31 protein-coding genes are annotated in these 25,496 nt (G+C 40.4%); 10 read left to right on the plus strand and 21 right to left on the minus strand.

All coding sequences use genetic code 11. The features are described 5' to 3' along the window. Positions 1–11: 11 nt before the first annotated feature. From NYG90_RS05530 to NYG90_RS05570, 9 genes are all read left to right on the plus strand, one after another. A complete protein-coding gene (locus NYG90_RS05530; RefSeq protein WP_285256759.1) occupies positions 12–1,346 on the plus strand; it encodes a sodium-dependent transporter in 1,335 nt (444 codons plus the stop codon). 6 nt (positions 1,347–1,352) lie between these two features. Beyond that, positions 1,353–2,756 carry a sodium-dependent transporter gene (locus NYG90_RS05535; protein WP_115011519.1) on the plus strand — a complete coding sequence of 468 codons (1,404 nt, stop codon included), beginning with the start codon at positions 1,353–1,355 and terminating at the stop codon, positions 2,754–2,756. A gap of 15 nt (positions 2,757–2,771) precedes the next feature. After that, complete coding sequence (gene xseB / locus NYG90_RS05540) at positions 2,772–2,981, plus strand: exodeoxyribonuclease VII small subunit (RefSeq protein ID WP_115011518.1); 210 nt, start codon at positions 2,772–2,774, stop codon at positions 2,979–2,981. After that, positions 2,981–3,766 carry a carbon-nitrogen hydrolase family protein gene (locus tag NYG90_RS05545; RefSeq protein ID WP_115011517.1) on the plus strand — a complete coding sequence of 262 codons (786 nt, stop codon included), beginning with the start codon at positions 2,981–2,983 and terminating at the stop codon, positions 3,764–3,766. The genes xseB and NYG90_RS05545 overlap by 1 nt, the downstream gene beginning before the upstream one ends. 76 nt (positions 3,767–3,842) lie before the next feature. Next, entirely contained in the window at positions 3,843–4,883 is a 1,041-nt protein-coding gene (locus NYG90_RS05550) for a ribonucleotide-diphosphate reductase subunit beta (protein ID WP_115011516.1), read from the plus strand. Then, positions 4,873–5,610, plus strand: coding sequence for a nitrilase-related carbon-nitrogen hydrolase (locus NYG90_RS05555; RefSeq protein ID WP_115011515.1), 738 nt, complete (start codon positions 4,873–4,875; stop codon positions 5,608–5,610). Before NYG90_RS05550 ends, NYG90_RS05555 begins: the two co-directional genes overlap by 11 nt. After that, positions 5,598–6,281, plus strand: a complete 684-nt coding sequence (gene pcm, locus NYG90_RS05560) for a protein-L-isoaspartate O-methyltransferase (protein WP_285256758.1) — start codon at positions 5,598–5,600, stop codon at positions 6,279–6,281. The genes NYG90_RS05555 and pcm overlap by 13 nt, the downstream gene beginning before the upstream one ends. Before the next feature lie 8 nt (positions 6,282–6,289). Then, on the plus strand, positions 6,290–7,018 hold the full coding sequence (locus tag NYG90_RS05565) for a prepilin peptidase (protein ID WP_285256757.1): 729 nt from the start codon (positions 6,290–6,292) through the stop codon (positions 7,016–7,018). Continuing rightward, complete coding sequence (locus NYG90_RS05570) at positions 7,015–8,031, plus strand: LptF/LptG family permease (RefSeq protein WP_181814201.1); 1,017 nt, start codon at positions 7,015–7,017, stop codon at positions 8,029–8,031. Before NYG90_RS05565 ends, NYG90_RS05570 begins: the two co-directional genes overlap by 4 nt. On the opposite strand, the gene lolA is transcribed toward NYG90_RS05570, so the two are convergent. From lolA to motA, 21 genes are all read right to left on the minus strand, one after another. Beyond that, entirely contained in the window at positions 8,028–8,546 is a 519-nt protein-coding gene (gene lolA, locus NYG90_RS05575) for a LolA-like outer membrane lipoprotein chaperone (RefSeq protein WP_285256756.1), read from the minus strand. The genes NYG90_RS05570 and lolA overlap by 4 nt on opposite strands. A 10-nt stretch (positions 8,547–8,556) precedes the next feature. Continuing rightward, positions 8,557–9,114 carry an FKBP-type peptidyl-prolyl cis-trans isomerase gene (locus NYG90_RS05580; protein WP_285256755.1) on the minus strand — a complete coding sequence of 186 codons (558 nt, stop codon included), beginning with the start codon at positions 9,112–9,114 and terminating at the stop codon, positions 8,557–8,559. A 3-nt stretch (positions 9,115–9,117) separates the two neighbouring features. Beyond that, the gene (locus NYG90_RS05585) at positions 9,118–10,038 is read right to left on the minus strand and encodes a tetratricopeptide repeat protein (protein ID WP_285256754.1); all 921 of its coding nucleotides are present in this window, start codon (positions 10,036–10,038) and stop codon (positions 9,118–9,120) included. Between the two features lie 18 nt (positions 10,039–10,056). After that, positions 10,057–10,545: an OmpA family protein gene (locus NYG90_RS05590; RefSeq protein WP_285256753.1), complete on the minus strand. Its 489-nt coding sequence runs from the start codon at positions 10,543–10,545 to the stop codon at positions 10,057–10,059. A gap of 75 nt (positions 10,546–10,620) precedes the next feature. After that, positions 10,621–11,874: a Tol-Pal system protein TolB gene (gene tolB / locus NYG90_RS05595; protein WP_115011507.1), complete on the minus strand. Its 1,254-nt coding sequence runs from the start codon at positions 11,872–11,874 to the stop codon at positions 10,621–10,623. A gap of 9 nt (positions 11,875–11,883) precedes the next feature. Then, entirely contained in the window at positions 11,884–12,591 is a 708-nt protein-coding gene (locus tag NYG90_RS05600; RefSeq protein ID WP_285256752.1) for a TonB C-terminal domain-containing protein, read from the minus strand. Next, complete coding sequence (locus NYG90_RS05605) at positions 12,584–12,985, minus strand: ExbD/TolR family protein (RefSeq protein ID WP_115011505.1); 402 nt, start codon at positions 12,983–12,985, stop codon at positions 12,584–12,586. Before NYG90_RS05605 ends, NYG90_RS05600 begins: the two co-directional genes overlap by 8 nt. Positions 12,986–12,997: 12 nt before the next feature. Further along, entirely contained in the window at positions 12,998–13,555 is a 558-nt protein-coding gene (locus NYG90_RS05610) for a MotA/TolQ/ExbB proton channel family protein (RefSeq protein WP_285256751.1), read from the minus strand. Next, a complete protein-coding gene (atpC, locus tag NYG90_RS05615) occupies positions 13,555–13,944 on the minus strand; it encodes an ATP synthase F1 subunit epsilon (protein ID WP_115011503.1) in 390 nt (129 codons plus the stop codon). The genes NYG90_RS05610 and atpC overlap by 1 nt, the downstream gene beginning before the upstream one ends. A gap of 11 nt (positions 13,945–13,955) precedes the next feature. Beyond that, entirely contained in the window at positions 13,956–15,356 is a 1,401-nt protein-coding gene (atpD, locus tag NYG90_RS05620) for a F0F1 ATP synthase subunit beta (protein ID WP_115011502.1), read from the minus strand. A gap of 19 nt (positions 15,357–15,375) precedes the next feature. Further along, a complete protein-coding gene (atpG, locus tag NYG90_RS05625) occupies positions 15,376–16,290 on the minus strand; it encodes an ATP synthase F1 subunit gamma (protein WP_285256749.1) in 915 nt (304 codons plus the stop codon). A gap of 17 nt (positions 16,291–16,307) precedes the next feature. Then, positions 16,308–17,819, minus strand: coding sequence for a F0F1 ATP synthase subunit alpha (gene atpA / locus NYG90_RS05630; RefSeq protein WP_115011500.1), 1,512 nt, complete (start codon positions 17,817–17,819; stop codon positions 16,308–16,310). Positions 17,820–17,844: 25 nt separating this feature from the next. Next, positions 17,845–18,372, minus strand: coding sequence for a F0F1 ATP synthase subunit delta (locus tag NYG90_RS05635; protein ID WP_285256748.1), 528 nt, complete (start codon positions 18,370–18,372; stop codon positions 17,845–17,847). After that, on the minus strand, positions 18,373–18,897 hold the full coding sequence (locus NYG90_RS05640) for a F0F1 ATP synthase subunit B (RefSeq protein ID WP_285256747.1): 525 nt from the start codon (positions 18,895–18,897) through the stop codon (positions 18,373–18,375). A gap of 11 nt (positions 18,898–18,908) precedes the next feature. After that, entirely contained in the window at positions 18,909–19,337 is a 429-nt protein-coding gene (locus NYG90_RS05645; protein WP_285256746.1) for a F0F1 ATP synthase subunit B family protein, read from the minus strand. Between the two features lie 53 nt (positions 19,338–19,390). After that, complete coding sequence (locus NYG90_RS05650; RefSeq protein WP_285256745.1) at positions 19,391–20,263, minus strand: ParB/RepB/Spo0J family partition protein; 873 nt, start codon at positions 20,261–20,263, stop codon at positions 19,391–19,393. A 1-nt stretch (position 20,264) separates the two neighbouring features. Next, positions 20,265–21,059 carry a ParA family protein gene (locus tag NYG90_RS05655; protein ID WP_115011495.1) on the minus strand — a complete coding sequence of 265 codons (795 nt, stop codon included), beginning with the start codon at positions 21,057–21,059 and terminating at the stop codon, positions 20,265–20,267. A 3-nt stretch (positions 21,060–21,062) separates the two neighbouring features. Beyond that, complete coding sequence (locus tag NYG90_RS05660) at positions 21,063–21,734, minus strand: biotin--[acetyl-CoA-carboxylase] ligase (protein ID WP_285256744.1); 672 nt, start codon at positions 21,732–21,734, stop codon at positions 21,063–21,065. Further along, positions 21,728–22,666 carry a methionyl-tRNA formyltransferase gene (gene fmt, locus NYG90_RS05665; protein ID WP_285264819.1) on the minus strand — a complete coding sequence of 313 codons (939 nt, stop codon included), beginning with the start codon at positions 22,664–22,666 and terminating at the stop codon, positions 21,728–21,730. The genes NYG90_RS05660 and fmt overlap by 7 nt, the downstream gene beginning before the upstream one ends. Before the next feature lie 145 nt (positions 22,667–22,811). Beyond that, on the minus strand, positions 22,812–23,612 hold the full coding sequence (motB, locus tag NYG90_RS05670) for a flagellar motor protein MotB (RefSeq protein WP_285264820.1): 801 nt from the start codon (positions 23,610–23,612) through the stop codon (positions 22,812–22,814). 9 nt (positions 23,613–23,621) lie between these two features. Then, positions 23,622–24,392 (minus strand): flagellar motor stator protein MotA, encoded by a 771-nt coding sequence (gene motA, locus NYG90_RS05675; protein ID WP_115011491.1) that lies wholly within the window; start codon positions 24,390–24,392, stop codon positions 23,622–23,624. A 315-nt stretch (positions 24,393–24,707) separates the two neighbouring features. On the opposite strand from motA, the gene NYG90_RS05680 reads away from it, so the two are divergent. After that, complete coding sequence (locus NYG90_RS05680) at positions 24,708–25,490, plus strand: V-type ATP synthase subunit I domain-containing protein (protein ID WP_285256742.1); 783 nt, start codon at positions 24,708–24,710, stop codon at positions 25,488–25,490. Positions 25,491–25,496: the final 6 nt, after the last annotated feature.

Consider the following 25,496-nt stretch of genomic DNA (forward strand, 5'->3'; position numbering starts at 1 on the left):
AAGGTTTGACAATGGGTAGCTTTTCTAAATTTGGCTTTATTATGGCGACACTTGGTAGCTCGATTGGGCTTGGGCATATTTGGCGATTCCCCTATATGGCGGGGCAGATGGGTGGCGGGGCATTTGTGCTGCTATTTTTGGTGATGACACTTTTTATCGGGGTGGCAATGCTTGTGGGTGAAATGCTTATGGGCAATAAAACGCAAAAAAACACTGCTGATGCGTTTATCGAGCTAGATCCAAGCCCTAAAAAACCTTGGCGTTTTGCTGGGCTCACACTTATTGGTGGTCCTGTTATCCTATCTTTTTATGCAGTGGTGCTAGGCTGGGTGGTGTATTATCTCGTGGGTGTAAGTATCGATCTGCCAGATAATGCCGAGCAGGCTGATAGAGTCTTTGGGGCTCTTTTGACCTCGCATTCTTTCTATCAACTCCTGGGCTTTAGCGCGGTGCTTGGGCTAACGGGACTTATCGTCTCGCTTGGCATTAAAGATGGGATTGAAAAGCTCAATCTCGTGCTTATGCCGCTACTTTTTATCATCTTTATTGGACTGCTTATTTATGCGGCTTTTCAGCCATCATTTATGCAAGCGGTGCATTTTTTGTTTGACTTTAAGTATGAAGATATTACCTTTGAAGTGATTATCGCTGCTATGGGGCAGATGTGCTTCTCGCTTTCGCTTGGCATTGGGATCATCATCACCTATGCCGCTTCTACAGATTCTAGGCAAAATCTCCTTGAGAGTGCGCTATATGTCGTGATATGTGGGATTATCATCTCGCTTATTGCTGGTGTGATGATTTTTACTTTTGTCTATGAATATGAAGTGGCAGTAACCCAAGGCACCGGACTTGTATTCAAAGCTCTGCCCATTGCCTTTAGCAAAATGGGGCTAAGCGGGACGATTGTCGCGATACTCTTTTTCATAGGGTTAGCATTTGCTGGGATTACTTCTACGATCTCGCTCCTTGAACCAAGTGTAATGTATTTTGTGCAGCGATACAATAGAAACCGCAAGGTTGTTACTTGGACGATTGTAGGAGCGATTTATGCGGTGGGGCTTGTGTTGCTTTTCTCACTCAATAGTGATTATTCACAGACTTTAAGCTTAGCAGGCAAGCAGCTTTTCGTGTGGTTTGATAGTGCTAGCTCAAATTTCATTATGCCTCTTGGCGCACTCATTAGTATGATTTTTGTGGGTTATGTGATTGGCAAAGATAGAGTCAAGGAAATGGCGCAAGGATTCTTGGGAGAAATGGGGTTTGTGGTGTGGTTTTTCATTATCCGCTATGTTGTCCCACTTGTGATTATCGCTGCGTGGATTGGCACGATTATAAGTGAGTAGGCAAGTATGAATACATTTTCTAAATTCGGCTTTATTCTAGCGACACTTGGTAGCTCGATCGGGCTTGGGCATATTTGGCGATTCCCCTATATGGCGGGGCAGATGGGTGGCGGGGCATTTGTGCTGCTATTTTTGGTGCTTGCCCTAGTGATTGGCGTAAGCTTGCTTATCACAGATATGGTGATTGGTAATCGTGGCAAAAAAGATGTAGTGGGCTGCTTTGAGACACTTGATCCAAGCCCTAAAAAGCCGTGGCGACTTGCTGGGATAGCGATCATCGGCGGTCCGCTTATCTTGTCTTTTTATGCTGTGATTTTGGGCTGGATCCTCTACTACTTCGTGGCTATAAGCTTTAATCTCCCTAGCAATATGTTTTTATCCAAATGGGCGTTTAATGAGCTTATGAGTGAAAGGATTTGGTGTCAAGTCTTAGGGCTTTTTGCCTGTCTTTTTATCACCGCACTCATCGTCTCTCTTGGGATTAAAAAGGGGATTGAAAAGCTTAATCTCGTGCTTATGCCACTGCTGTTTATCATCTTTATTGGACTGCTTATTTATGCGGCTTTTCAGCCATCGTTTATGCAAGCGGTGCATTTTTTGTTTGACTTTAAGTATGAGGACATCAATTCTAATGTCTTTATGGAAGCCCTAGCACAGATGTTTTTCTCACTCTCACTTGGTGTTGGGACAATTATCACCTATGCTGCCTTAACCCAAGAGAAGCAAAATCTCCTTACTTCAGCGTTGTGGGTAGTGGTCCCTGGCATTATCATCTCGCTTGTGGCAGGGCTTATCATTTTTACTTTTTACTTCGGCTATGATGGCTCGCTAGGCAATGATGGGGATAGAGGAATAAATCTAGTATTTATCTCATTGCCACTTATCTTTTCGGAGTTTGGTGCAGTTGGGCAGATTCTATGCTTGGCATTTTTAGGGGCATTGCTCTTTGCAGGGATCACTTCTACAATCTCGCTCCTAGAGCCAAGTGTGTTTTATCTCACGCAAAGATGCGGTGTATCGCGAGCTAAAGCGAGCTTTTGGGTAAGTGTGGTGGTATTTGTGCTAGGGCTTTTTGCTATCCACTCTTTTAGCTCATACCACATACAGCATCTACAAACCCCACTGCTTATCACAACAGATAAGCACAGCATATTCTTCTGGCTCAATACCCTTATACAGCTGGATAACCCGGCATTTTTCTGGCTTGATTATCTAACAGCCAAAATCATTATGCCTCTTAGTGCGCTTGCTTCGATTATTTTCCTTGGCTATATCATCAAAAAAGATACGCTAAGAGAATTTACGCGCGACTTTCTTAGTCCCATTGCATTTTCAGTGTGGTATTTTATCATTCGCTATATCGCGCCAATAGTGATTCTAGCGGTATTTATTTTCAAATTTTTTGAATGATATAAGGAGAACTACTTGGAAAATTTCGAAGACAAAATCAAGCAAATCAAAGACATTTTACAGCAACTCAATACGCAAGACCTAAGCCTAAAGGATAGCTTGACACTTTATAAGCAAGGAATGCAGGAGCTGAAAAATGCTCAAGATCTTTTAGAAAAAGCCAAGCTAGAGTATGAAGAGATAAAATCACTAGATTCTAGTATAAATCCAGCAGAGACACACTAATGCGTATAGAGCTTTATCAGCAAGATACTCTTAGCATAAATGATTCTCGTTTAGCACTCTTTTGCCATAAATTGCCAAAAGATGCGCTAGTAGTCCTCCCAGAATACACCCTTAATCCATTTTTCACTGCATTATGCAAGCAAAGTCAAGATGAGATTCTCGCACACTCCACAGCACAGATAATCTCACTTGAAGCTCTGGCACAAAAGCATCATATCCACTTTGTCGCTCCCATCATTACTAAAGTCAAAAACACTCTATGTAAGCAACTAGTTTATATCAACCCAGAATCCACAAAGCATATTTACTACACCCAGCAGCGACTTATCGCTTATGAATATTGGAACGAAGCCGCATATTTTGGCAATCCACAGCCTAAAACTATCAAAACGCCAAGTATTTTTACGCTAGGTGGATGCAAAATTGCTATGCTTTTTGGCTTTGAAATACATTTTGATGAAATTTGGTGCAAGCTTAAGGCACAAGGTGTGGATATTGTGATTATGCCTTGTGCAAATACTTTTGATTCTGCTAGCAGGTGGAGAGAATTATGCAAAGTGCGCTCGCTACTCAATGGCTGTGCTATCTTGCGCGTAAATCGCATAGGCACCTGCGAAGTTTGCGATGAGCAATGGGAGTTTTATGGTGATAGTCTTATCACTATGCCTGATGGCACGATTTTAGATCATTTAGGAGATGCACAAGAGAGACTCTCAATCACTCTCACACGCACACAAATCACGCATATAGCGCAAGAATGGGGATTTAGAAAAATATTTGAGTAAAGTATGATTTTCTTAGACTATAAGCTTTTTAGATTATAATAACGCCCTTGATATTTTGATGAAGGATAGCTGCGTGATGAAAAAGCCTATTTCTCTACTAACACATAAAAAAATATATGACCCAAACTCCAATGAGTCCATAGATGAGCGCAAAATCTTTGGAGGAAATCCCACAGCGATGTTTGATTTAACAAGGATCAAATATCAATGGGCTTACAAGCTTTGGAAAACAATGATCGCTAATACTTGGTTCCCTGAAGAAGTGAATATGAATGGTGATAAAAAGGATTACGCAGAGCTTAGTGCAGCTGAAAGGCAGGGCTATGATAGGGCTTTAGCCCAGCTTATCTTTATGGATTCCTTGCAAACAAACAACATAAACGACAATATCAATCCATTTATCACAAGCCCCGAGATCAATCTACTGCTCATACGACAGGCATTTGAAGAATCGCTCCATAGCCAGTCCTATGCAGTTATGGTAGAATCTATTAGTGACAACACAAATGAAATCTATGATATGTGGCGCAAAGATATGCAACTACGAAACAAAAACGACTATATTGCTGATATTTACATAAGCTTAGCAGAAAGCCCTACAGAGACAAACTTCATCAAAGCATTATTTGCCAATCAAATTTTAGAGGGTATTTATTTTTATAGTGGATTTTGCTACTTCTATGCTATCGCACGCACAGAAAGAATGCTCAACACTGCCCAAATGATACGCTTTATCCAACGAGATGAAGTTACACATCTGCTCATATTCCAGAATCTAATCAACACACTCAAGCAAGAGCGTCCCGATCTATTTACAAAAGATCTGCAAGATGAAGTTGTAGAAATGTTTAGGGCTGGGGTAGAGGTAGAAGCCAAATGGGGGGAATACATCACGCAAGGACAATCACTCGGGCTATCATCACAGAGTATCCGGGGATTTTTAGAATACTTAGCAGATGAGCGACTGAGCAAAGTCGGTATGCCAAAGCTCTACAACACTAAAAATACTTTAGATTGGTTTAGGAGCTTTAGTAGCTTTAACAACCAAAGAACCAATTTCTTTGAAGGCAAGGTTACAAACTATACTAAAGGTGGAGTAGATTTCGATGATTTTTAAAGACATTATATCGCTACAAATAAAGACAAAGCAGAATTTTCAGGACAATCTCGCGCGTGTCATTACACAAATCCAAAAGAGTAAAAGCGGCTCTATTATCCTAACACCGGAATTAGTGCTAAGTGGATTCTGCTATCAAAATATGGATGAGGCAAGTGAATTTAGCAAGCACGCCACAGAGCAGCTACTCAATGCAAGCACCAATCACACAATCATCACCACAATGATTGAGAAGAAAAACCACAAGTTTTACAACAATCTTAAAGTGTTTTCCAAGGGCGAATTGATCCACAAGCAATCTAAACATAAGCTATTTATGCTTGGTGAAGAGCATTTGCATTTTGCATCAGGCTCGGCAAATGAAATTATTCCATTTCGACTTGATGGTATGAATTGTGGCGCGCTTATTTGCTTTGAATTGCGATTTGTCGATCTATGGCAGAAGCTTCAGGGGGTTGATGTCTTATTTATCCCAGCGCAATGGGGACAAGCACGAAAAGATCACTTTGAAACACTCTCGCGTGCGCTTGCTATAGCAAATCAATGTTTTGTGATCACTAGCAATAGTGCTAGCTTACATATGGCAAAATCAAGTGCTGTCATCAGCCCTTATGGCAAGACTATACAAGATGATAGCCAAGAGATTATACAAGCTCAAATCGACATTGCCGAAGTAGAAAAAATGCGCAAGTATATCAATGTAGGATTAAAGGAATGCATAAGATAAAAGGACATTTTATGTGCAATGAAATTGCCAGGCAATTTCCCCTGCAAGATCAAGTGCGCAATGCCCTAGAATCTGTCGATAGAGAGATGTTTGTCCCAGATTTCTCTAAACATTTAGCCTATAGCCTAGATCCACTACCTATGGGAGCGGCACAATGGGTATCATCTCCCCTTACAGTCGCCAAAATGACGCAGTATCTCACTCCGGGCGATAGTGTCCTAGAGATTGGCTGTGGAAGTGGCTATCAAGCTATGGTGCTTGCGCAAATCTTTCGCCGTGTTTTTAGCATTGAGCGCATAGAGTCATTGCTCACAGAAGCAAGAAAACGCATTCGGGCAATGGGTGTAAGTAATATCCACACAAAATTTAGTGATGGACAGCAAGGCTGGGCAGAATATGCACCTTATGATAGAATCCTATTTTCTGCCTGTATAGAAAGCAAGATTCCACAAGCCATTATCGATCAACTAGAAGAAGGAGGGATTCTCGTAGCCCCTATGCAAGCCCCAAACACCACACAGACTATCTTAACGCTCTCTGGGGCTAGCCCTGCCCCCAAACAAGCTAAACAATACATAAAACGCTTTACCAAACGCAATGGGATTCTAAGCAACGAAGAGATTTTAGAAGAATGTTTGTTTGTGCCTGTTGTTGATGGCACAATGCATTAGAGGTAGGTATGGAGATTTTTACTATAACCCTTGATGATGTATGGCAAGCATCTTTTACACAAAATTTCTCTGCTATGCAATGCTGCTTGGGGGCTTGTGTGGGAGCAGCTGGAGTTTGGCTACTTAGCCCCAATCCCCACAAACCACACCTTGAGCAAAATGACACCACACACCAAGCTCACACCACTCAATACAAGCACACTTCGCGCTATCTATGGAGCGGGATTGGCGCATTTATATGTGCCATAATTGGTAGCAGCGGAGACTCTACTTTGCTACCTTGGCTACTTGGGATTGTGATATTAAGCCTATCTCTTTGCGTATGGGATATTTACTACTATGCCGTGCCAAATTGGCAAAATCTAGCTCTTTTGCTTATAAGTGCTAGCAAAAGCATCATACTCGCACACATCTTGCAAGACAACTTTTTCATAGATATATCTACTATTTATGATTTGCTATTGGGTGCTGGACTTATCAGCTTAGTATATATTCTAGGGATAATGTTCTTGCAAAAACAGCTTCTTGGGGAAGGGGATATTATCTTTTGTGCAAGTTTTAGTGCGCTTTTTGGTTTTGAAACCACTGTGATTAGCATATTTTGGGGCTGTGTGTTGGCTAGTATTGTTAGTATTTTTAGCAGAATCTTTACCAAACACACAAACATTGCAATCCCTCTAATCCCCTATATAATTGGAGGACTTGGAGTGGGGGTATTGTGGGGACTATGGCTATGAGACAACGCTATCTTTTTCATTCAGTTGCGCAGATATTTTTACCATTTTTTATTGTGCTATTCTTTATAGCTTCTGTGGTGCTGCTCATAGGTCTTGCTACCATTACACAATTTATCAAGCTTAATGTGTGGGATCTAGGACAGATTTTTTTATATTCCATACCAAATGGTGTATTTTTTATCATTCCTATCACTTTTTTCTGTGCCTGTGTTTTGGGACTATCAAGATTGTCGTTTGATTATGAGTTGCTTGTATTTTTTTCTCTAGGAATTTCACCGCGCAAGATTCTAGCTCCATTTATTGGGCTTAGTATTTTTGCTAGCATTGTATTGCTATTTTTCTCTCTCGCGCTGATCCCACTCTCTAAAAGTGCTTATGGCAATTTTATGGCTCAAAAACGCGCTGAAGTAAATATCAATATTAAAGCTGGTGAGTTTGGGCAAAAACTGGGCGATTGGCTTGTGTATGCGGATACTGCACACGATAGACACTATGAAGGGTTGGTGCTCTTCTCTAGTAACCTAGAATCCCAAGAAGTATTTATCACTGCCAAAGAAGGTGAAATGTCTAATAATGAAGGTGTATTTACCCTACTACTACGCAACGGAAGCGCATACTTTGCCGAACCAAACAAAGTAGAACGAGCAGATTTTGGGCAAATGCTTGTGCATACCAAAATCGATGAAATAAATCTCAGCTCATATGATTTGTGGGCATACTGGAAGAGTGCCTTTGAAGGAAGCAGCTCGCAAGCTAGGCGTCTTGCCCAAGCCATAATCACATCACTATTTCCCATAGCAAGTATTTTTCTCATACCATTATTTGGCATAGCAAACCCTAGATTCCATAAAAATCTTAGCTATGTATATTTACTAATTAGCGTGGCTGGATATTTTATAGCAATGCACATATTCAGTCAAAATGCCCCATTCTATGGTATATTTGGCTTGCCATTGGTCTGGCTGACAGGATCTTATTTTCTCTATCGTAAATTCGTGCTACGAGTATATTAATATTGCCGGATAATATCAGTCCCAGCCGGAGGCACAAATACAAATACATCATCGCTAATTGTGCGGTTTATATATACATTATGCAGTGTAATTTCTACAGCATTATCAAATTCATCGGTAAAGGTGAGTTTGCTAGGAATATTATTGGCTAAAGTGAGCACATATCGCGTGCCATCAAAATCTGTGCTATATGTATCATCGTGCTGTTTTTTTGCCTTGCGCAAAATCTCGAGAAAATCAATTTTTGTTTTACCAACACTGGCTTGATCTAAAAATGGCTCATAAATAGTCGCTTTATCACCATCTACATAGAGCTCTTTCTTAGTCGGTGCTTCATACACCCATTTTGCCTTGGTTGGAGCCTTAATATACAATTTACCGCTATACACAAGCACGCTATCTTGACTTTTGGTATGCTGTGTGAAAGAAGCCTCTAGAGTCTTAATATGCTCACCATATCCATAGGCAGCACTAAAAAACCCGGCAAAAATCACACAGGCAAAAAACTCTCTCACGCACTAGCCCCTAGTGGCAGCCACAAGATCCACCACCACAGCAACCACTATCTCCATGATCGTGATGTGATGTATCACAAGATCCACCACCACAGCAACCACCACCCACATAACCTTGCAAGATCTCATCGGCAGTAGCATCTCGCATATCAACAACCTCAACATCAAACAACAAAGTCTTGCCAGCTAGTGGGTGGTTATAATCAATCATCACGCTACTATCATTAAAATCCTTAACAACAACCTGCACTGTTTGCCCATCTTCTGCTTGTCCAAAAAGCGTCATACCCTTTTCTAAAACAATACCATCAAACTGATCCTTTGGAACCTCTTGCACAAAATCTGCTTGATAAACACCATAGGCATCTTCTGGAGCTATAGATAAATTAAGCTTATCGCCCTTTTTCGCGCCTAACACAGCCTGCTCAAGACCGCTGATCACCTGCCCAGCACCAAGCAAAAACTCCAATGGTCGAGAAGTTACATTGCTATCAATAATATCTTGAGTATCCGCATCTTTTACTTCATAAAATATCGCCACAACTTGCTTTTGTTCTGTAGAATCCACCTGTCATCCTTTGTTTTTATTTTTTTGTCGTAAATCTTTGGCTTTCCTACCCTGTTCAGATTCTGGATATAAACGAATAAGAGAATCCAAAAATTTATTGTAGTTATCCATATCTTTAGAATACCTAAAAGCCCACGCTGTATGCCACAAAAGAATAGGCATATAACTCGCCTTATCATCTAACGAAGCACTTTTTTTATAAAAACTTATCGCTTCTGCAAACTTACTGCGCTGATATTCAATCTCGCCAAGCATATAAAGCGATGATGCAACTTTATAATTATTCTTCACCAACCATTCATAGCGTTTTTTAGATTCTAGGAGATTTTTCTCTCTATATAGTTTTCTAGCTTGATCGATAATCTCTTTGTTGCTAAGTTTAGTAAAATCATCACTGCCCCTACTCCCAGCATTTACCGACTTGAAGTCTTCGTTACTAGTTTGGGGTTTTGATTTTTTCTGCGCTTGATTATTGGTTCCTGTCAAGACACCAAGCTCATTCAAAATATCTTGATTTAACTTGGTTGTCAATGTGGTCAAATCACTAAGTTTAGCGGTAAGTTGATCTATAGTTTTTTGCATATTCTCAATCGTTGAGTTATGTTGTCTAACCAAGTCATTCTGATAATCAAGATTTGACTGCAAAGTTTGTATTGTTGCTTCCTGTTTCCCTATGGTATCAAGCAAAGACTTTATGCGTAACGCCTGCCCATCTAAAACGCTCTGCATACCATCTCTAGATTGTTCAAGCATTTGAATCCTGGCACTATAATCTATTACTAAATTTTCAAGATTTTTATTGGTAGATTGAAGGGTTTTTAACTCTTTCTTTGTTGCGCCACTCTGCAACTCAAAAGCCGATGGCTCAGCCCACAGAGCCACCAAAGAAAGCAAAAGGCAATAAGAGAATTTACCACACTTCACTTATTCTGCTTTGATAAACTATTTTGATACTTTTACATCGGAGCGACGATTTTTTTGGTAACAATCTCTTGTCTTATCCATACAAATAGGCTTGCTCTCACCAAAACTCACAACACGAATACTATCCCTACTCATACCTTTAACCACGAGAGCATCACGCACAGCTATGGCTCTTTTTGTGCCAAGAGCATAATTATATTCATCTGTTCCAAACTCATCAGTATTACCTTCAATCACAAGCTGAATAGAATCTTGTGATTGCGCTTGAGTTGCAATCACATCTACTACAGATTGCATATCGGGTCTAATAACAAACTTATCAAAATCAAAATATACACTGCCCAGCAAATCCCCAGTCTCTTTAGATGAAATGCTGCTTGTGGATTCTGAAGATCCACCAACCATCTCCCCATCTCCAGCCCCAACGACATTAACCTTCTCTTTTGGACACCCAGTCAGCATAAAAAGTGCTGCAACCACTCCAAAAATCACAACCGCTTTCTTCATTTCAAACTCCTTGCTTCAGATTTATGGTTTAGATTATACCAAACTTTTATTGCTTTTTGTTTTTACTCCATTTACTTACCAATCAAAAGACTGGATACTAGCCCTATTGAGTGGAAATAGATAGCTTTTGTTGTAATCAAGCCGTATAACCCCTAAAGCAGTTTGCCCAGATGTATGCTTTAAGAACATCACACTTCCGCCATCTTTAGAGAATCTTGGCATTTGATTATTTCCTATAGCAGTTAGTCGCCTAATATAATCTGTTTTGGTTGAAATAAGATAAATATTGAATGTATTAGCACCAAACTCATTGTCGCTTTCCCTGCTAGAATAGGCTACATAATCCCCATAGGCAGTTATAGAATTATTATTGCGCCCATGATAAACGACTTGTTCGGCAGGCGCATCAATATCAAGTCTCTTGGAATAAATATTGGCATAACCAGATCGATCAGACACAAATACCATAGATCTTTCATTATCAATAAAATAGCCCGATACATCAATGCCGGAATACTTAGTAAGTTGCGTAAGCTCTTTGTTTGCAACATTATAAAGGTAAATATCTGATTGATGTTTAGGTGCTAAGGTAACTAGAATTTTCTGCCCATCTCTACTAACATCCGATACCGCAGCCATACCATCGCTAGCAATAATCTGCTCCGAACTACCGGTTTGAATGTTGTATTTTATGATTGTTGGACGCAATAAATACTTGGTAAAATAAATTTCTTTTTGTGTAGAATCTACCCATTTTGGAAAGATATTTAAGCCTCCTGTAACAATTGTGCGATTATATGTGAGTGTATAGTCGCCCAGGACAATATTAGCTTGTCCGCTACCTGTATATTGTGCATAAACAACATAGCGATTCATCCAAGCAATTGTGGGTGCTTTAATATAAGAGTTAATATCAATTGCCATCTTATGGGCAACAAAAGGATAAAGAGCAGAATCTGTTAGTTGGTAAGTTTTATTGATCTTTAGAGACGATGAGTTATTATCATAAAAAAGCAATGACACCTTAAGAATCTTATTTTCTTTGATAACTCGAACTATGCCTACAAGGTCAATTTTTTTTGCCCGATATGCACCAAAATCTATAGTGTCTTGTGCATATATTGAGCCATCCACAGGATCAAAATGCCCAGAGACACTCAAATCACCCAATAAAATTTTATAAATTTTTTTTGCCAACAAAGACTCGCCACTAGCAACATAACCAATCTCAACCTTTGGAGTTTTCTGTCCAGACTTAACTATATCAATCGTAGCATCAGCACTAAATAAGCCACTAATCAGCACCATAATCCCAAAAAAACTTCTCATAACACTCCTTTATTTGAGCCGAAAATTTACCTTTATCTCAACAACCCTACCCTTTGGATAAGGCGGAAGCTTTTCTTGTTTTAAGGATTCCAAAAGATCAATCACACTTTGATTATAGTCATCATATTGCGAGAGCTTTACAATGCGATAGCTAAAATTACCTATATTAGTTACACGAATTAGTGCGCTAACTTCAGCATCCTGATAATATCTTGACTGCCATTTTCGGTAGATTATATCATAAATTTTACCAAACCATTCATTATACTCTCCATCTGCAAATTCTGGAGAAATACTTTGTGATTGCACATCAAGTGCTTTATTGTCCATTGCATTAAAAGTGGAATTAAGCTTTTCAAGCTGTTTTTGCAAAGCCTGCAATCGGCTAGAATCTACTTTATCTTTTGTGTTTTTTGCTTTTTGACTACGATTATCCCCACTTTCTTTGGCGGGTGCCATCATATCTGGAATTGTTGAAAAAATATCTCTAATACCAGTCCCTTCAAGATGCGTGCCAGAATCCTTTTTATTTTCTTGAGTCATCTCCATTGGAGCAATATCAATGCTTACAGCCTGCTCCATTGTTGTAGCAATATGAGATGTGTATTTCGTCGTAAAAATAGAAGAAAATTTCAATAATAAAACAAAAATAACACAGTAAAAAAACAATGCACCTATACCACTCCAAACAAGCAATGCTTTCTTACATTCACCCATTTGTCACCAAAGAAATTTTATTAAATCCTGCTTCTTTGACACTTTTTAAAATATAAATCACACTCTCATAACTCAAATCCTTATCAGCTCGAATAAAAATTGATGTGTCTTTTTTACTATACTGTTTTGCTAGTAGATTGAAACTATCTGGAAACATTTTATATTCATAAGTATTGTTTTTAATATAAATTTTTTTTCTCTTGTCAATACGAATTTCGAGCATATTGTTTTGAGTTTTTTTTGCCGACTTACTACCCTTTGGTAGAGTAATATCTTCTTGATACACTATGGTGGGTGTTGTAACCATAAGAATTGCTAGTAAAACAAGCATAATATCCACAAGTGGGGTAATGTTTAACTCTGGCTTATCCTCCCACAAAAACTGATCATCCATATAGCAAGTCACTTATTTTGCAGATGACAGATAATCAATCTGCATTTGAATATAAACACCTAAATCATACACCTTGCGCTTAAGAATCATAAAAAAAGTATATGCTGGAATTGCCGTTAATATACCAGCTGCCGTAGCAACTAATGCCTTAGAAATTACAGGCGCAATAACATCAAAGGAAACCTGCCCACTATTACCAAGCCTACCAAAAGCATCTAAAATCTCAACAACAGTCCCAAAAAGCCCTATAAAAGGAGAGGTAGAAGCAATGATACTTAAAAAAGCAAGCCCTGTAGTAGAATGCTTAATGGCTTTATTCTTCCACAGAGAAAAAATATTGGGAGAAACATCGCGATGATCCGCACTGATAAAAATTGCATCTCTTGGAAATCTCTGTTCTCCTTGTAAAATAGCCTCTAAAGAATCCTGCTCATCTTTTACCATCTTTGCGAGACTAATATACTTATAAAAGAAGATCCAAAGTGTTGCAAAACAATACGCAGAAAGCCAGCACAATGTAAGTAAAGTAATTAGGCTTGACTCTTCAAGAAACTGAAAAACAGAACCCATTAGAATCGGCTTTTTGCGGCGTGCTCAATTCTAGAAACAACAGAATATATGGCAACCTTATCGTTTGATGCACTCTCAAGCAACTCCCTGGCACTTGCGATAGCTTCTGACACCCCACTCTCACTCTGCCCCCCAATTGCAACTGCGCCATTTGCAATAATATCTACTTTCGAGGATGTTACTTCAGCATACCCCCAATCAATGGCAACTAAATCTCTAGATTGTCCTTGAGAAATCTCAATAACACCTGCTTTCAATAAAGAAAGAAGATTGGAATGCCCATGCAAAACACCAAACTCCCCATCCACTCCAGGCATAGTTACGCTATCCACCTCACCAGAAAAAATCTCCCCATAGGGAGTAACAATACTAACAGCAAGCTTTTTCATCACTTTTCTCTCTAAGATTTTTTCATTTTCTCTGCTTTTTCTATAACTTCTTGAATACTTCCAACCATATAAAAAGCATTCTCTGGTATGTGGTCATATTTGCCTTCCAAGATTCCTTTAAAGCCATCTAAAGTCTCTTCAAGCGTAACATATTTTCCGGGACTGCCTGTAAAAACTTCTGCAACAAAAAATGGTTGAGACAAAAACTTCTCAATTTTTCTTGCTCGTTCAACAACTTTCTTATCCTCTTCTGAAAGCTCATCCATACCCAAAATTGCAATGATATCCTGCAGATCTTTGTATTTCTGGAGAATTTGTTGAATTCCTGTTGCAATCTTATAGTGTTCCTCTCCAACAATTTGTGGATCAAGGATTCTCGATGTAGAATCCAATGGATCGACAGCTGGGTAGATACCCTTCTCTGCAATTTTTCTATTCAAAACGGTTGTCGCATCAAGATGTGAAAAAACAGATGCCGGAGCTGGGTCTGTTAAGTCATCGGCTGGCACATAAACTGCCTGAACAGATGTAATAGAACCTTTCTTTGTAGATGTTATACGCTCCTGTAGTTTTCCCATCTCACTAGCAAGCGTAGGTTGATAACCCACAGCAGAAGGAATTCTCCCTAAAAGTGCAGACATTTCCGCACCGGATTGCGCATAACGGAAGATATTGTCAATGAACATAAGAACATCGAGCCCTTTCTCATCGCGGAAATATTCCGCCATAGTAAGTCCTGTAAAAGCAATTCTATTTCTTGCCCCTGGTGGCTCATTCATCTGCCCATAACACAAAGCAACTTTATCCAAGACACCACCTTCTTTCATCTCGTGATACAAGTCATTTCCCTCGCGTGTCCGCTCCCCAACTCCAGCAAATACAGAATAGCCACTATGTTTATATGCAACATTATGGATTAGTTCCATAATAACAACTGTTTTGCCCACGCCAGCACCACCAAACAATCCAACTTTACCACCCTTAGAATACGGAGCCAATAAATCAACAACCTTTATCCCTGTCTCAAACATTTCTGTTTTGGTACTTTGATTTTCAAACTTTGGAGCTTCTCTATGAATTGGCCATTTCAAATCTGTCTCAACGGGATCGCCGCCATCTACGACATCACCAACAACATTAAAAATCCTGCCAAGAACTTGCTCACCAACAGGCACTTCTATCATTTTTCCTCTAGCCATAGCAGACTGCCCTCTCGTTAAGCCTTCAGTCATATCCATAGCAATAGTTCTAACCCTATTGTCCCCTAGATGCGCAGCAACCTCTAAAACTAAACCTTTTTTCTCACCATCAAAATCATACACCACATCAAGTGCTTCATTGATAGAAGGAAGATATGAATCAAAATCCACATCAACCACCGGACCCATTACTTGAACAATTTTACCTTCCATACTCATACTCCTTTTTGGTTTATTTCATCGCTTCAACACCAGCATTAATCTCTACAAGCTCTGTTGTAATAGATTCTTGCCGTGCTTTATTATACGAGATAGTTAAATCCCTTACAAGTTCGCCAGCATTTTTCGTTGCCGCATCCATTGCCTGCATTCTAGCACTATGTTCAGCAGCTAGAGAGTCTATCAATGCATAATACATGTTATACTCAATATATCTCTGTGCTAACTGATCCAATACCACATCTTCTTCTTCATCTGGTTCAATATTCACACTATTATAAGTAGCATGTTGCTGTGCAGCACTACTTGATTCATTAAGATCAAACCCTAGAGGTAATATACTTTTAATCTTAAGCTCTTGGGAAATCTTATTTCTAAAACCATTATGAACCAAAATCACCTCATCAGTCAATCCATCTAGATAATCTTGCGCTACTTTACGGATAAAATCACTCGACTTTTCATAGTCTGGACTCGAACTAAGCCCAATAATCTTATCAAGAATTTCTATCTCATTAAAAGTAAAATAGGCTATGCCTTTTTTCCCAATACCACGCAATCTAACCTTGATGCCCCTACTCTTAAGATCTGCTATAAGCCTAAGAACCTCTTTGATTGTTGTTACATTAAAACCACCGCACAACCCCTTGTCGGCAGTTACAAACACAATATCAACTTTCTTAATCTCTCTATGTTTAGCATCAACAAAAAAACTACTATTGATATTTTCAAGACCTCGCACCTGAATCTTTGAGACAATATCTTCAAAAATCTCATTAAGTTTATTTGCATAAACACGAGAGCGTTTCGCCATTTCTTCAGCTTTTTTCAACTTCGATGTAGAGACCAACTTCATTGCACGCGTAGTTTTTTGGGTATTCTTCACGCTATCAATTTTTGTCTTTATCTCTTTTAGATTATTTCCCATTTCCTACTCCAAATTATTTAGCTGAAACTAAGCTTATATTCTTCAATAGCCTTCGTTAAAACAGCTTCCAACTCTTTGTCTAAAGCCTTTTTACTGCGAATCTCTTCAAAAATCTTAGGATATTTAGCTTCTATAAAGGGGTAAAGATCATTCTCAAACTCCACAACTCGACCCACTGGAATATCGTCTAAGAATCCTTTGGCACCGGCGAAAACTACAACGACCTGCTTCTCAATAGCCAAAGGAGAATATGGTGGTTGCTTAAGAACTTCAACCATTCTTTGCCCGCGCTCTAATTGCTTTCTGCTTGTCTCATCAAGATCCGAAGCAAACTGTGAAAAGGCTTGAAGCTCACGATACTGAGCTAAATCAAGGCGCAATGTTCCAGCAACTTGTTTTGTGGCTTTAATTTGCGCAGCACCACCAACACGAGAAACAGAAAGTCCTACATTGATAGCAGGGCGCACCCCAGAATTAAACAGATTTGTCTCTAAAAATATTTGCCCATCAGTAATAGAAATGACATTTGTAGGAATATATGCCGAAATGTCGCCAGCTTGGGTCTCAATAATTGGTAAAGCTGTCAGTGAGCCAGCCCCTTTTTCATCAGACAACTTAGCCGCTCTTTCCAACAAGCGAGAATGAATATAAAACACATCACCAGGAAATGCTTCACGACCAGGAGGTCTGCGCAAAATCAAACTCATCTCACGATATGCAACAGCGTGCTTGCTCAAATCATCATAAATAATAAGAGCGTGCCGTGCATTATCTCTAAAATACTCACCAATAGTTACGCCTGTATAGGGAGCAAGGTATTGCATAGCTGCAGAAGAAGAAGCAGGTGCATTAACAATAACGGTATATTCCATAGCACCGTGCTCCTCAAGTTTGCGCACCACCTGCGCAACAGTTGATTCCTTTTGCCCTATAGCCACATAAATACAAATAACATCCTGTCCCTTTTGATTTATGATAGTATCAATAGCAACAGTTGTCTTACCTGTCTGTCTATCGCCTATAATAAGCTCTCTTTGCCCCCTACCGATTGGCACAAGAGCATCAATCGCTTTGATACCAGTCTGCAATGGTTCATGAACAGACTTTCTATCCATAATCCCAGGTGCTTTTTGCTCAACAAAACGAAATTCACTCGACTCAATAGCACCTTTGCCATCAATAGGATCACCGACCGTATTAATCACGCGACCAACAACACTATCTCCCACAGGCACTTTCATAAGACGCTTGAGGCGTTTTACAGACATCCCCTCGCGGATATTATTTCCACCTCCAAGAATAACAACCCCAACATTTCCCTCTTCTAGATTAGATGCTAGTCCAAGATCGCCAGTTTCAAATTCAACCATCTCATACGACATAACATTTTTCAATCCATACACCTTAGCTACACCATCAGCATAGCCAACAACCTTGCCTGTTTCGGATATATCAACACTCACATCAAAACTATTGATCTTATCCTTAATAATTGAGCTAATTTCCTCTGCTTTTAATTTCTGTACCACTTACACTCCTTGCTATTGAATTAAATTATATGGATCTTAAGATATGAGACCTAAGATCATCAAAAAATCTTTCTTTAAGGAAAGACACCTCTATCCCCAAGTCTTGCACAGCCAACCTAATACCATCAACCTTGGTAGAAGACTGCTCAATATGCAGCTTAACTCCAAGCTTGGCAGATAAGCTATCGGTAATATTAGAAATTGTGCTAGAATCCAAATTTTTAGGTGCATACAAAATAGCTTTATAGCTATTGTCAAGCGCACGCAAATATCTCTCTAAAATACTACTCACAAACGGAATAATATCTATGCGCTTGTTCTCTATAAGCAGATCCAAAAACGCACCTACCTGCTCATCATCACTAAATAAAGCAATCAATAATCTCTTTTTTTCCATCTTTGTCATATAGGGCGAATGAATCATATCCCTAAATTTCTCCACACAAAAAGCCTGTGAAGCCTGCAAAAACAGATTAGATAGATTCTCTAGCTCATCTCTCTTGAAACACTGTATAAGTGCGTGGGCATACTTCTTAGCGATAATCTCTTCCATCTACGCCACCTTCTTATTTAAAATTCTCACATATTCCTGCGTGTCAATATCAGCCGCATTACTATTGAATAATTCCTTCAATACTGACTCTACGAGTTCCACACGAGCCTTTCTCTGCTCAAAAAACATCAAAGACTCGCTCGATTTAATAAGATTCTCTATGTCTACACTACACTGCTCTTCATACTTTTGCGCAATCACAACAGCCTCTTTCCTTGCCGTAGCGATAATATCAGCAGCCTTCTTCTGTGCTTCTTCCAATTGCTTCTGTGCCTGCTCTCTACCTCTTTTTGCTTCATTGATCCTATCTTGAGCCTGCTCGAAACGACTACTAATTTCTTGTTGACGACTTTGAAGCAAAGCCTTAAGTCTATGAGCACCCAAATACCACAAAATAGCAAGAAAGATAATAAAATTTATGACCCTTTCACTAAAATCCGTATGAGATATATCCACCGCACCAGATGCATACGAGACCCCAAGCAAACAACCAAATACCACGCCATATCGCACACAATACTTCATACTTTATCTCCCTATATTTGCTGAACTTTAGACTTCAAAGCCGTTTCGAAAACGCCTAAATCCGCCAACAACTCCTGTTTTGCTTGGTTTTTTTGATTCTCAAGATCAGCCCGAAAACTATCTATTCTCCCTTGGACTTCATTAGCCTGTTTTTCCATTTTTTCATCATATTCAGCCTTGGCTTCTATAGTTGCACTCTCTATGATACTACTTGCCTGCGCTTTGGCATCAGCAAAAATAGCACGAATCTTTTCTTGAATTTCCTGAACCTCATTATCATCGCTCATTGCAGATTCCATATCCTTGCGTAAGGAATTTTCGCGCTCATCCATAAAGCCAATCAAAGGTTTAAAAAGCCAAGAATTAAGCAAAAGCATTGTGATAATAAACACAACAAAAACCAATAACATCAACCAAGGATCAGGGATTGTAATACTCATTTATGTCCTTTCCAACGATCAGCTGTTTTAATTCTAACAGCCCAAACCTTAAATCAAGATTTTAATTTTTCAATTAACTGCACCACTGCTTCTTTTTGTGGCTGAATAATAATCTTACCTTGAGAAATCCTAGCCTGCACGCCAAGAGCGGCAAAAGCAGCACAAAGCTCACCCAATACTTCATTATCCACACTAGAATCTAGCTTTTTAATGGCAACATTCTGTTTCTTACTAGAATCTTCTTGCTTGAGATCTTTCACCAGCTGCTCTGTCTCTCGAACAGAAAGTTTCTGCCCCACAATAGAATCCGCTAGCACTTTTTGCTCACGCTCCTGCAAGCCTACCATCACCTTAGCGTGCCCTTGTGTAATTTTGTTTTGAACAATGAGATCTTGAACATACTCACACAAATCCAATATACGCATTGTATTGGTAATTTGTGCGCGGGATTTCTTTAGTTTTGTAGCAAGCTCTTCGTGGGTGATCTTGTATTCATCAATAAGCTCTTGATAAGAATGAGCAAGATCAAGCGGGTTTAGATTCTCTCTTTGGATATTTTCAATAATCGCTAGCTCGCGCAATCTACTTCGATCGATGTATTCGTTTGCCACAACAGCCCTTATCGTGCTCTTCCCAGCGATTTTACTAGCCCTTAATCTGCGCTCTCCAGCAATGAGAAAATAATCGCCTCCATCATCATATACAAGTATAGGCTGCAAAAGTCCGTGCTCGGCAATGGATTCTGCCAAATCATTAAGCGCACTTTCATCGAAATTTTTTCGCGGCTGGAAAGGATTTGGCTTAACGACATCAACACTAAGCTCAATGATGGATTCTGTATATTCACCTAGGTTTTTTTCATACGCATCTTGCACTTCACCTAGAAGCTCTCCAAGTCCACTGCCAAGGGCATTTTTCTTTGCCAATCTATGCTCCTTGCAAAATCGCTTGGGCGAGATCTTGATATGCTATGCTACCGCTTGATTTGATATCATAAAGCAAGATTGGCTTCCCAAAGCTTGGGGATTCTGCAAGTTTAACATTACGAGGAATGATGATATAAGAATCTTCACCTTTGTCTGCTTTCTTAAACAATTTAGAATCAAAATGCCTTGATAAGTCCGTAAATACTTGCTTAGAGAGATTATTTTGTGCAGAAAACATCGTAGGAAGTAAGCCACGGATTTCAAGCGTTGGATTTATGCCATTATCTTTAAGCAATCGAATCGTATTGATAAGCTGAGCCAACCCCTGTAGCGCATAATACTCACATTGAATAGGGATAATCACAGAATTAGCCGCAGCAAGCGCATTGATCGTAAGCGGTCCCAGAGCAGGAGGAGAATCTATAATGATGAAATCATAGTTATTTTCCACTTCGGCAAGCTTTTTCTTCAAAACTAGCTCGCGCCCACTTTTATTGGTGTAAAAGCTTTTTTCAATCCCTACAAGACCAATATCAGATGGCACAAGATCCATAAATGGGACATCTGTCTTTTTTATCACTTCAGAGATTGTCTTACTTCCCATAAGCACATGATAGACATTAAACTCTATATCCGAGCGGCGCAAGCCCAAGCTTGTTGTCGCGTTTGACTGCGCGTCAAAATCAATCAACAACACCTTTTTCTCCGCAAGAGCTAGTGATGCAGCAAGATTTACAGCCGTAGTTGTTTTGCCAACACCACCCTTTTGATTTGCCACGGTAATTACTTCATGCATAGCCTATACCCCACACTCTCGTAAATTATAAACCACCCTCCCTCCAATATTCACGCCGCCATCTTCTAGCAAAAATGCATCGCGCAAGGAAACAAGCTCATCTCCTATATGGAAGGAAAAAGGATAATTCCGCCAAAATTCTAGCTTATAGTTGCTGAAAATTTGCTTCCAGCTTGGAGGATTTTGCAAAACTTCAAATAATCTAGCAAAAAACTTTTCTTCATCAAGCGCAATATCGATCTTACCGAACCTCTCGCTAGCCACATTGATCCCAACACCACAAAGCAAAACCCCTTTCACGCGCTCAATGAGAATACCTCCAGCCTTTTTGTCCAAGACATACAAATCATTAGGATATTTTAGCCACGCACTAGAGCCAGACTCTCGCAATATATCCCTTATAATGCAGCCTAGAAATATCGCCACGCTCTGCGCTGGCACATCATCTGGCAAAATGAGTGGGGCATTATAAGCAAATGAAAACATCAAAGCCTGCTCATTGTCCCATACATTGCCCCGCGACCCTCGACCCTTGCTCTGCGACTGCGCCACGACACACAGCGGCTTGTGTAAAAAAGTGGATTCTAGCCGCCGGCGCAGCTCATCTTGAGTAGAATCCACTTTTGTCATTTGTATTACTTTGACACCTGAGAGTATCGCTTCACGCCCTAGCATAGCTTATCACCCACTTGTAGCCCCCTAGAGCGGAGAAAGACACTAGCATTAACGCGATTTTTACTAGGAGCTTGCAGCTCTCCAATCACCAAGCACTCCCCATCGCCACACGCGATCACGCAAGGCTCGATATGGCAAATCTCTCCGGCACCTGCTAGCCCCCCTCTAGTAGCAAGCTCTTTATTGAGATCTTGCGAGATAGCCTCACTATATCTCAATAAATCTATATCAAATAGCTTTAGTCCGCTTGTGAGATATACTCCGGGCCACTCATTAAAGGCAAGCCACTTTTTATACACCAAGCGCGCAGAGCTAAAATCCACCAAGCCATCTTGCTTGCTAATCTTTTTGCAATAAGTCGCTTTGCTGTGATCTTGCGGCACAGGCGTGATCTCGCCAAGCTTTGCCAGCACTTCACATAGCGTATCCCCTCCAAGCCTAGCTAGATTCTGGCTTACAATCGTGTAAGTTGCCCTATCATCTCTAGGCATTGTTTCTATGGCTAAAATCTCTCCGCTATCTAGCCCAGAATCCATACGCATAATGCTTATGCCATACTCTCTATCATCACTCAAAATCATCTGCTGGATAGGGCTTGCCCCGCGATATGCTGGGAGAATAGAGGCGTGGAGATTGATACAAGGCGCGATGTGGAGTATAGATTCTGGCAGGATCTTCCCATACGCCACGACGATAATTGCCTCCGCCCCTAATCGCAGCTTCTCACTCACACTAGAATCCAGTTTTTGCGGTTGTAGCACAGGTATGCCACGCGCAAGCGCAGCAAGCTTCACTGGCGGTGGAGTCAAAATCTGCTTGCGTCCTACTGGCTTATCTGGCTGCGTGCAAACCGCCACAATCTCATATTTTTCACAGAGCTGCTCAAACACCACGCGTGCAAACTCCGGTGTCCCCATAAATATCACTCTCATCAGCTCTCCTTGCATTCTAGCTAGAATCCACTTTTTATAGCAAATGCCTCTTTGCCATCTTATCTATCACGATGATCAAAGCACACGACTCAAGCCACTATTTTTATTTTAAATGCATATAACCAACTATGCACAAAAGTGGATTCTACTTCGCAGAATCACTCTCTTGCTCACTCGCTGCGCTATCTAGGACAGATTTGATCGTTTTTACACTATTTGGCGAGCTAGAGAGAAAAATCTCTACACGATTGTTTTTCGCGCGATTTTCTAAAGTCGTATTTGGTGCCACAGGGCTGTATTTCCCATACGATGAGTAAGACATTTTCTCCGGATTTACACCATTATCGAGTAATTGACTCATCACCGCATACGCCCTAGCTGAAGCAAGCTCATAGAGATCTTTGTATTTTGCATTGCTTGCTAAAGGCTTATCATCTGTGTAGCCTCTCACATCGATTTTCACCTCAGGCGGAAGCTTATTGATAATTTCAGCAATCCGCCGCACATAGGTGATCATCTCTTCATTATTCAAATCCGCTCTTCCTTCTTCAAAGAGCAAATCTGCTGGCAAGCGCAGTATGATCCCCTGCTCGATTTGCTCTAGCACGCCTCCTTCTTGGATTAGCATTTGGATTTGCGCGATACTATCTTTCACCGCGACAGCTGAAGCAGTGCCATCTGCCGTTTGAGGCTGCTTGCCTTCGGTGTTTTCACGCACCTCGCCCGGATCTGGTGGTCGCTGAAAGATAGGCTGAAATATCGATGATCTAGGAGGATTGGAAAAAGCTGTAACAAGTGCCTGACTCAACGCTTTTGCCTTAGAGCTTTCTGTGCTAGAAATAGCCCAAAGCGCGATAAAAAGTGCGAGCAAAAGTGAGAGAAAGTCCGCATAAGGGACCGCCCACTTCTCACCAGCTGGACATTCTTGCTGTTTTTTCTTAGACATTAGTATCCCCTACTCAAATTGAGAGATCTTAGGCTGATCTGGGCGCAAGAATCCAAGCAGCTTACTCTCAAGATTGCGAGGGTTTTCGCCATTAGCGATCGCCAAAATCCCCTCCATAATGACAACTTTCTCCTGCACAAGGTAGAAAGAGTTGTTTTTGATCTTATTGCCCAATGGTCCAAAGATAACATACGCACACATAATCCCCGTAACAGTCGCGGTAAATGCCCCAGCAATCCCTGCCGCCATAGCAGTAGGATCTTCAAGCAGCTGGAGGGCTAGCATAAGCCCCATAACCGCCCCGACAAGCCCCATAGTCGGCGAAGTCTCCCCAGCTGTGATCCAATAATGCGCCGCGCCGTGATAATAATGCTCTAACTGCTCTATTTTGATCTCTAAATCTTCTTTCACAGATTTTGCATCGCGCCCATCGATCACCATACTAAGCCCATCGCGGAAGAAATCATCTTCTATCTGTGCCGCACGCCCCTCTAGTGCCAAAATCCCATCGCGCCTAGCAAGGGAAGAAAACTCGACAACATCTTTTATTGTCTTAGAGAGATCAAGCTTAGGTCCCATAAATGCCAGCCCAAGCTCCTTATAAGCTGCCTTAATCGCCGCAGAATGCGTAGAAACCATAGCAGCAAACAAAGTAGTAGGAATAATGATAATACAAGAGCTAAGGTGGATAACATGCAGCGGATTCCCACCTTCTAAAATATCCCCAATCGAGATAGAAGTGATCGCTAAAATAATCCCTAGTAATGTAGATAGATCCATAAATACACTCGCTGTGGTGATCTATTGTGCCCAAAATGATCATCTCTAAGATGATCTAAAACACAATGCTTGCCAAGACTTCGAAGCAAAAATATGCCAAGAAGCAAGCCTTCCATTCTAGCTAGCAAACTACAAGCCAATACTAGAGACTCAAAAAGACTTCAAAATGACTTTGGGAAAATCGGCACTACTTAGGACTTCTTAAAGCTTTTTTGAATGCTTTATATGGCTTTATCGCGTAAGGTGGCGACATTAAGCGCGTTATAACAAAGCTCATTTTATACTTCGGCATTTATTCCACATCAAAGGATAACTATGAAGGGCAAGATTCTAGCAGTGGGCTTAATCAGCGGTGAAGATGGCAATCGCTACACTTTTGAAGCAAGTGATGTGTCAAACTTAGAGGGTAGAAGTATGGAGCATCTCACAGGCTGTGAGGTGGATTTTGAAGTGAGTGAGAATATGGCAAAAAATATTTTCATCACGGGTGGTAGTATCAATATGGCAAATATTCAAGGGCAGCTTATGGCAAATGACACACAAAGCATTCGCTTTAAGTTTTTACTTAGCATTGGGCTTTGTTTTGGAGGAAATTTTATCTTTCTAATCCCATTTATAGGCTGGGTGATTGGGGGTATTTTACTCATTGCTGGGTTTGTAATCTTTGTGTTGGCTGCGCTTGGGACAAAACGCACAAGTGAAAGCCCAACTTTGTTTAAAAACTTTATTCTCTCTATCGCGATTATGGTGGTGGCACTTATTGTAGCTATGATTTTTGGTGGAACTGCGTTACTTGGGGGTATGGCTGGGTATAGCTCGGCTGGTGGATTTGGGCTTGTTGTAGCGGTGATATTGCTTATTGTTGGTAGTATTGCGGCACTTGTATATAATCTCTTATTTTTTAGAGAATTAGCTTTTGTTACCGAGCAGAAATTCTTGCTTTGGGCTTTCTATGCGAATCTTCTTGGAAGCATAACAACACTTATTTTCATCGGTTGGTTGGTTATTGTTGCGGCTGTTGTGTTGTGGATTATAGGATTCTATCAAATGAAAACTATCCGCAAACGCACAGAAAATGATGTAATGCCTTGGTTTTAAAGACTA

The organism is Helicobacter zhangjianzhongii (assembly GCF_030249855.1).
GTDB lineage: Bacteria > Campylobacterota > Campylobacteria > Campylobacterales > Helicobacteraceae > Helicobacter_B > Helicobacter_B zhangjianzhongii.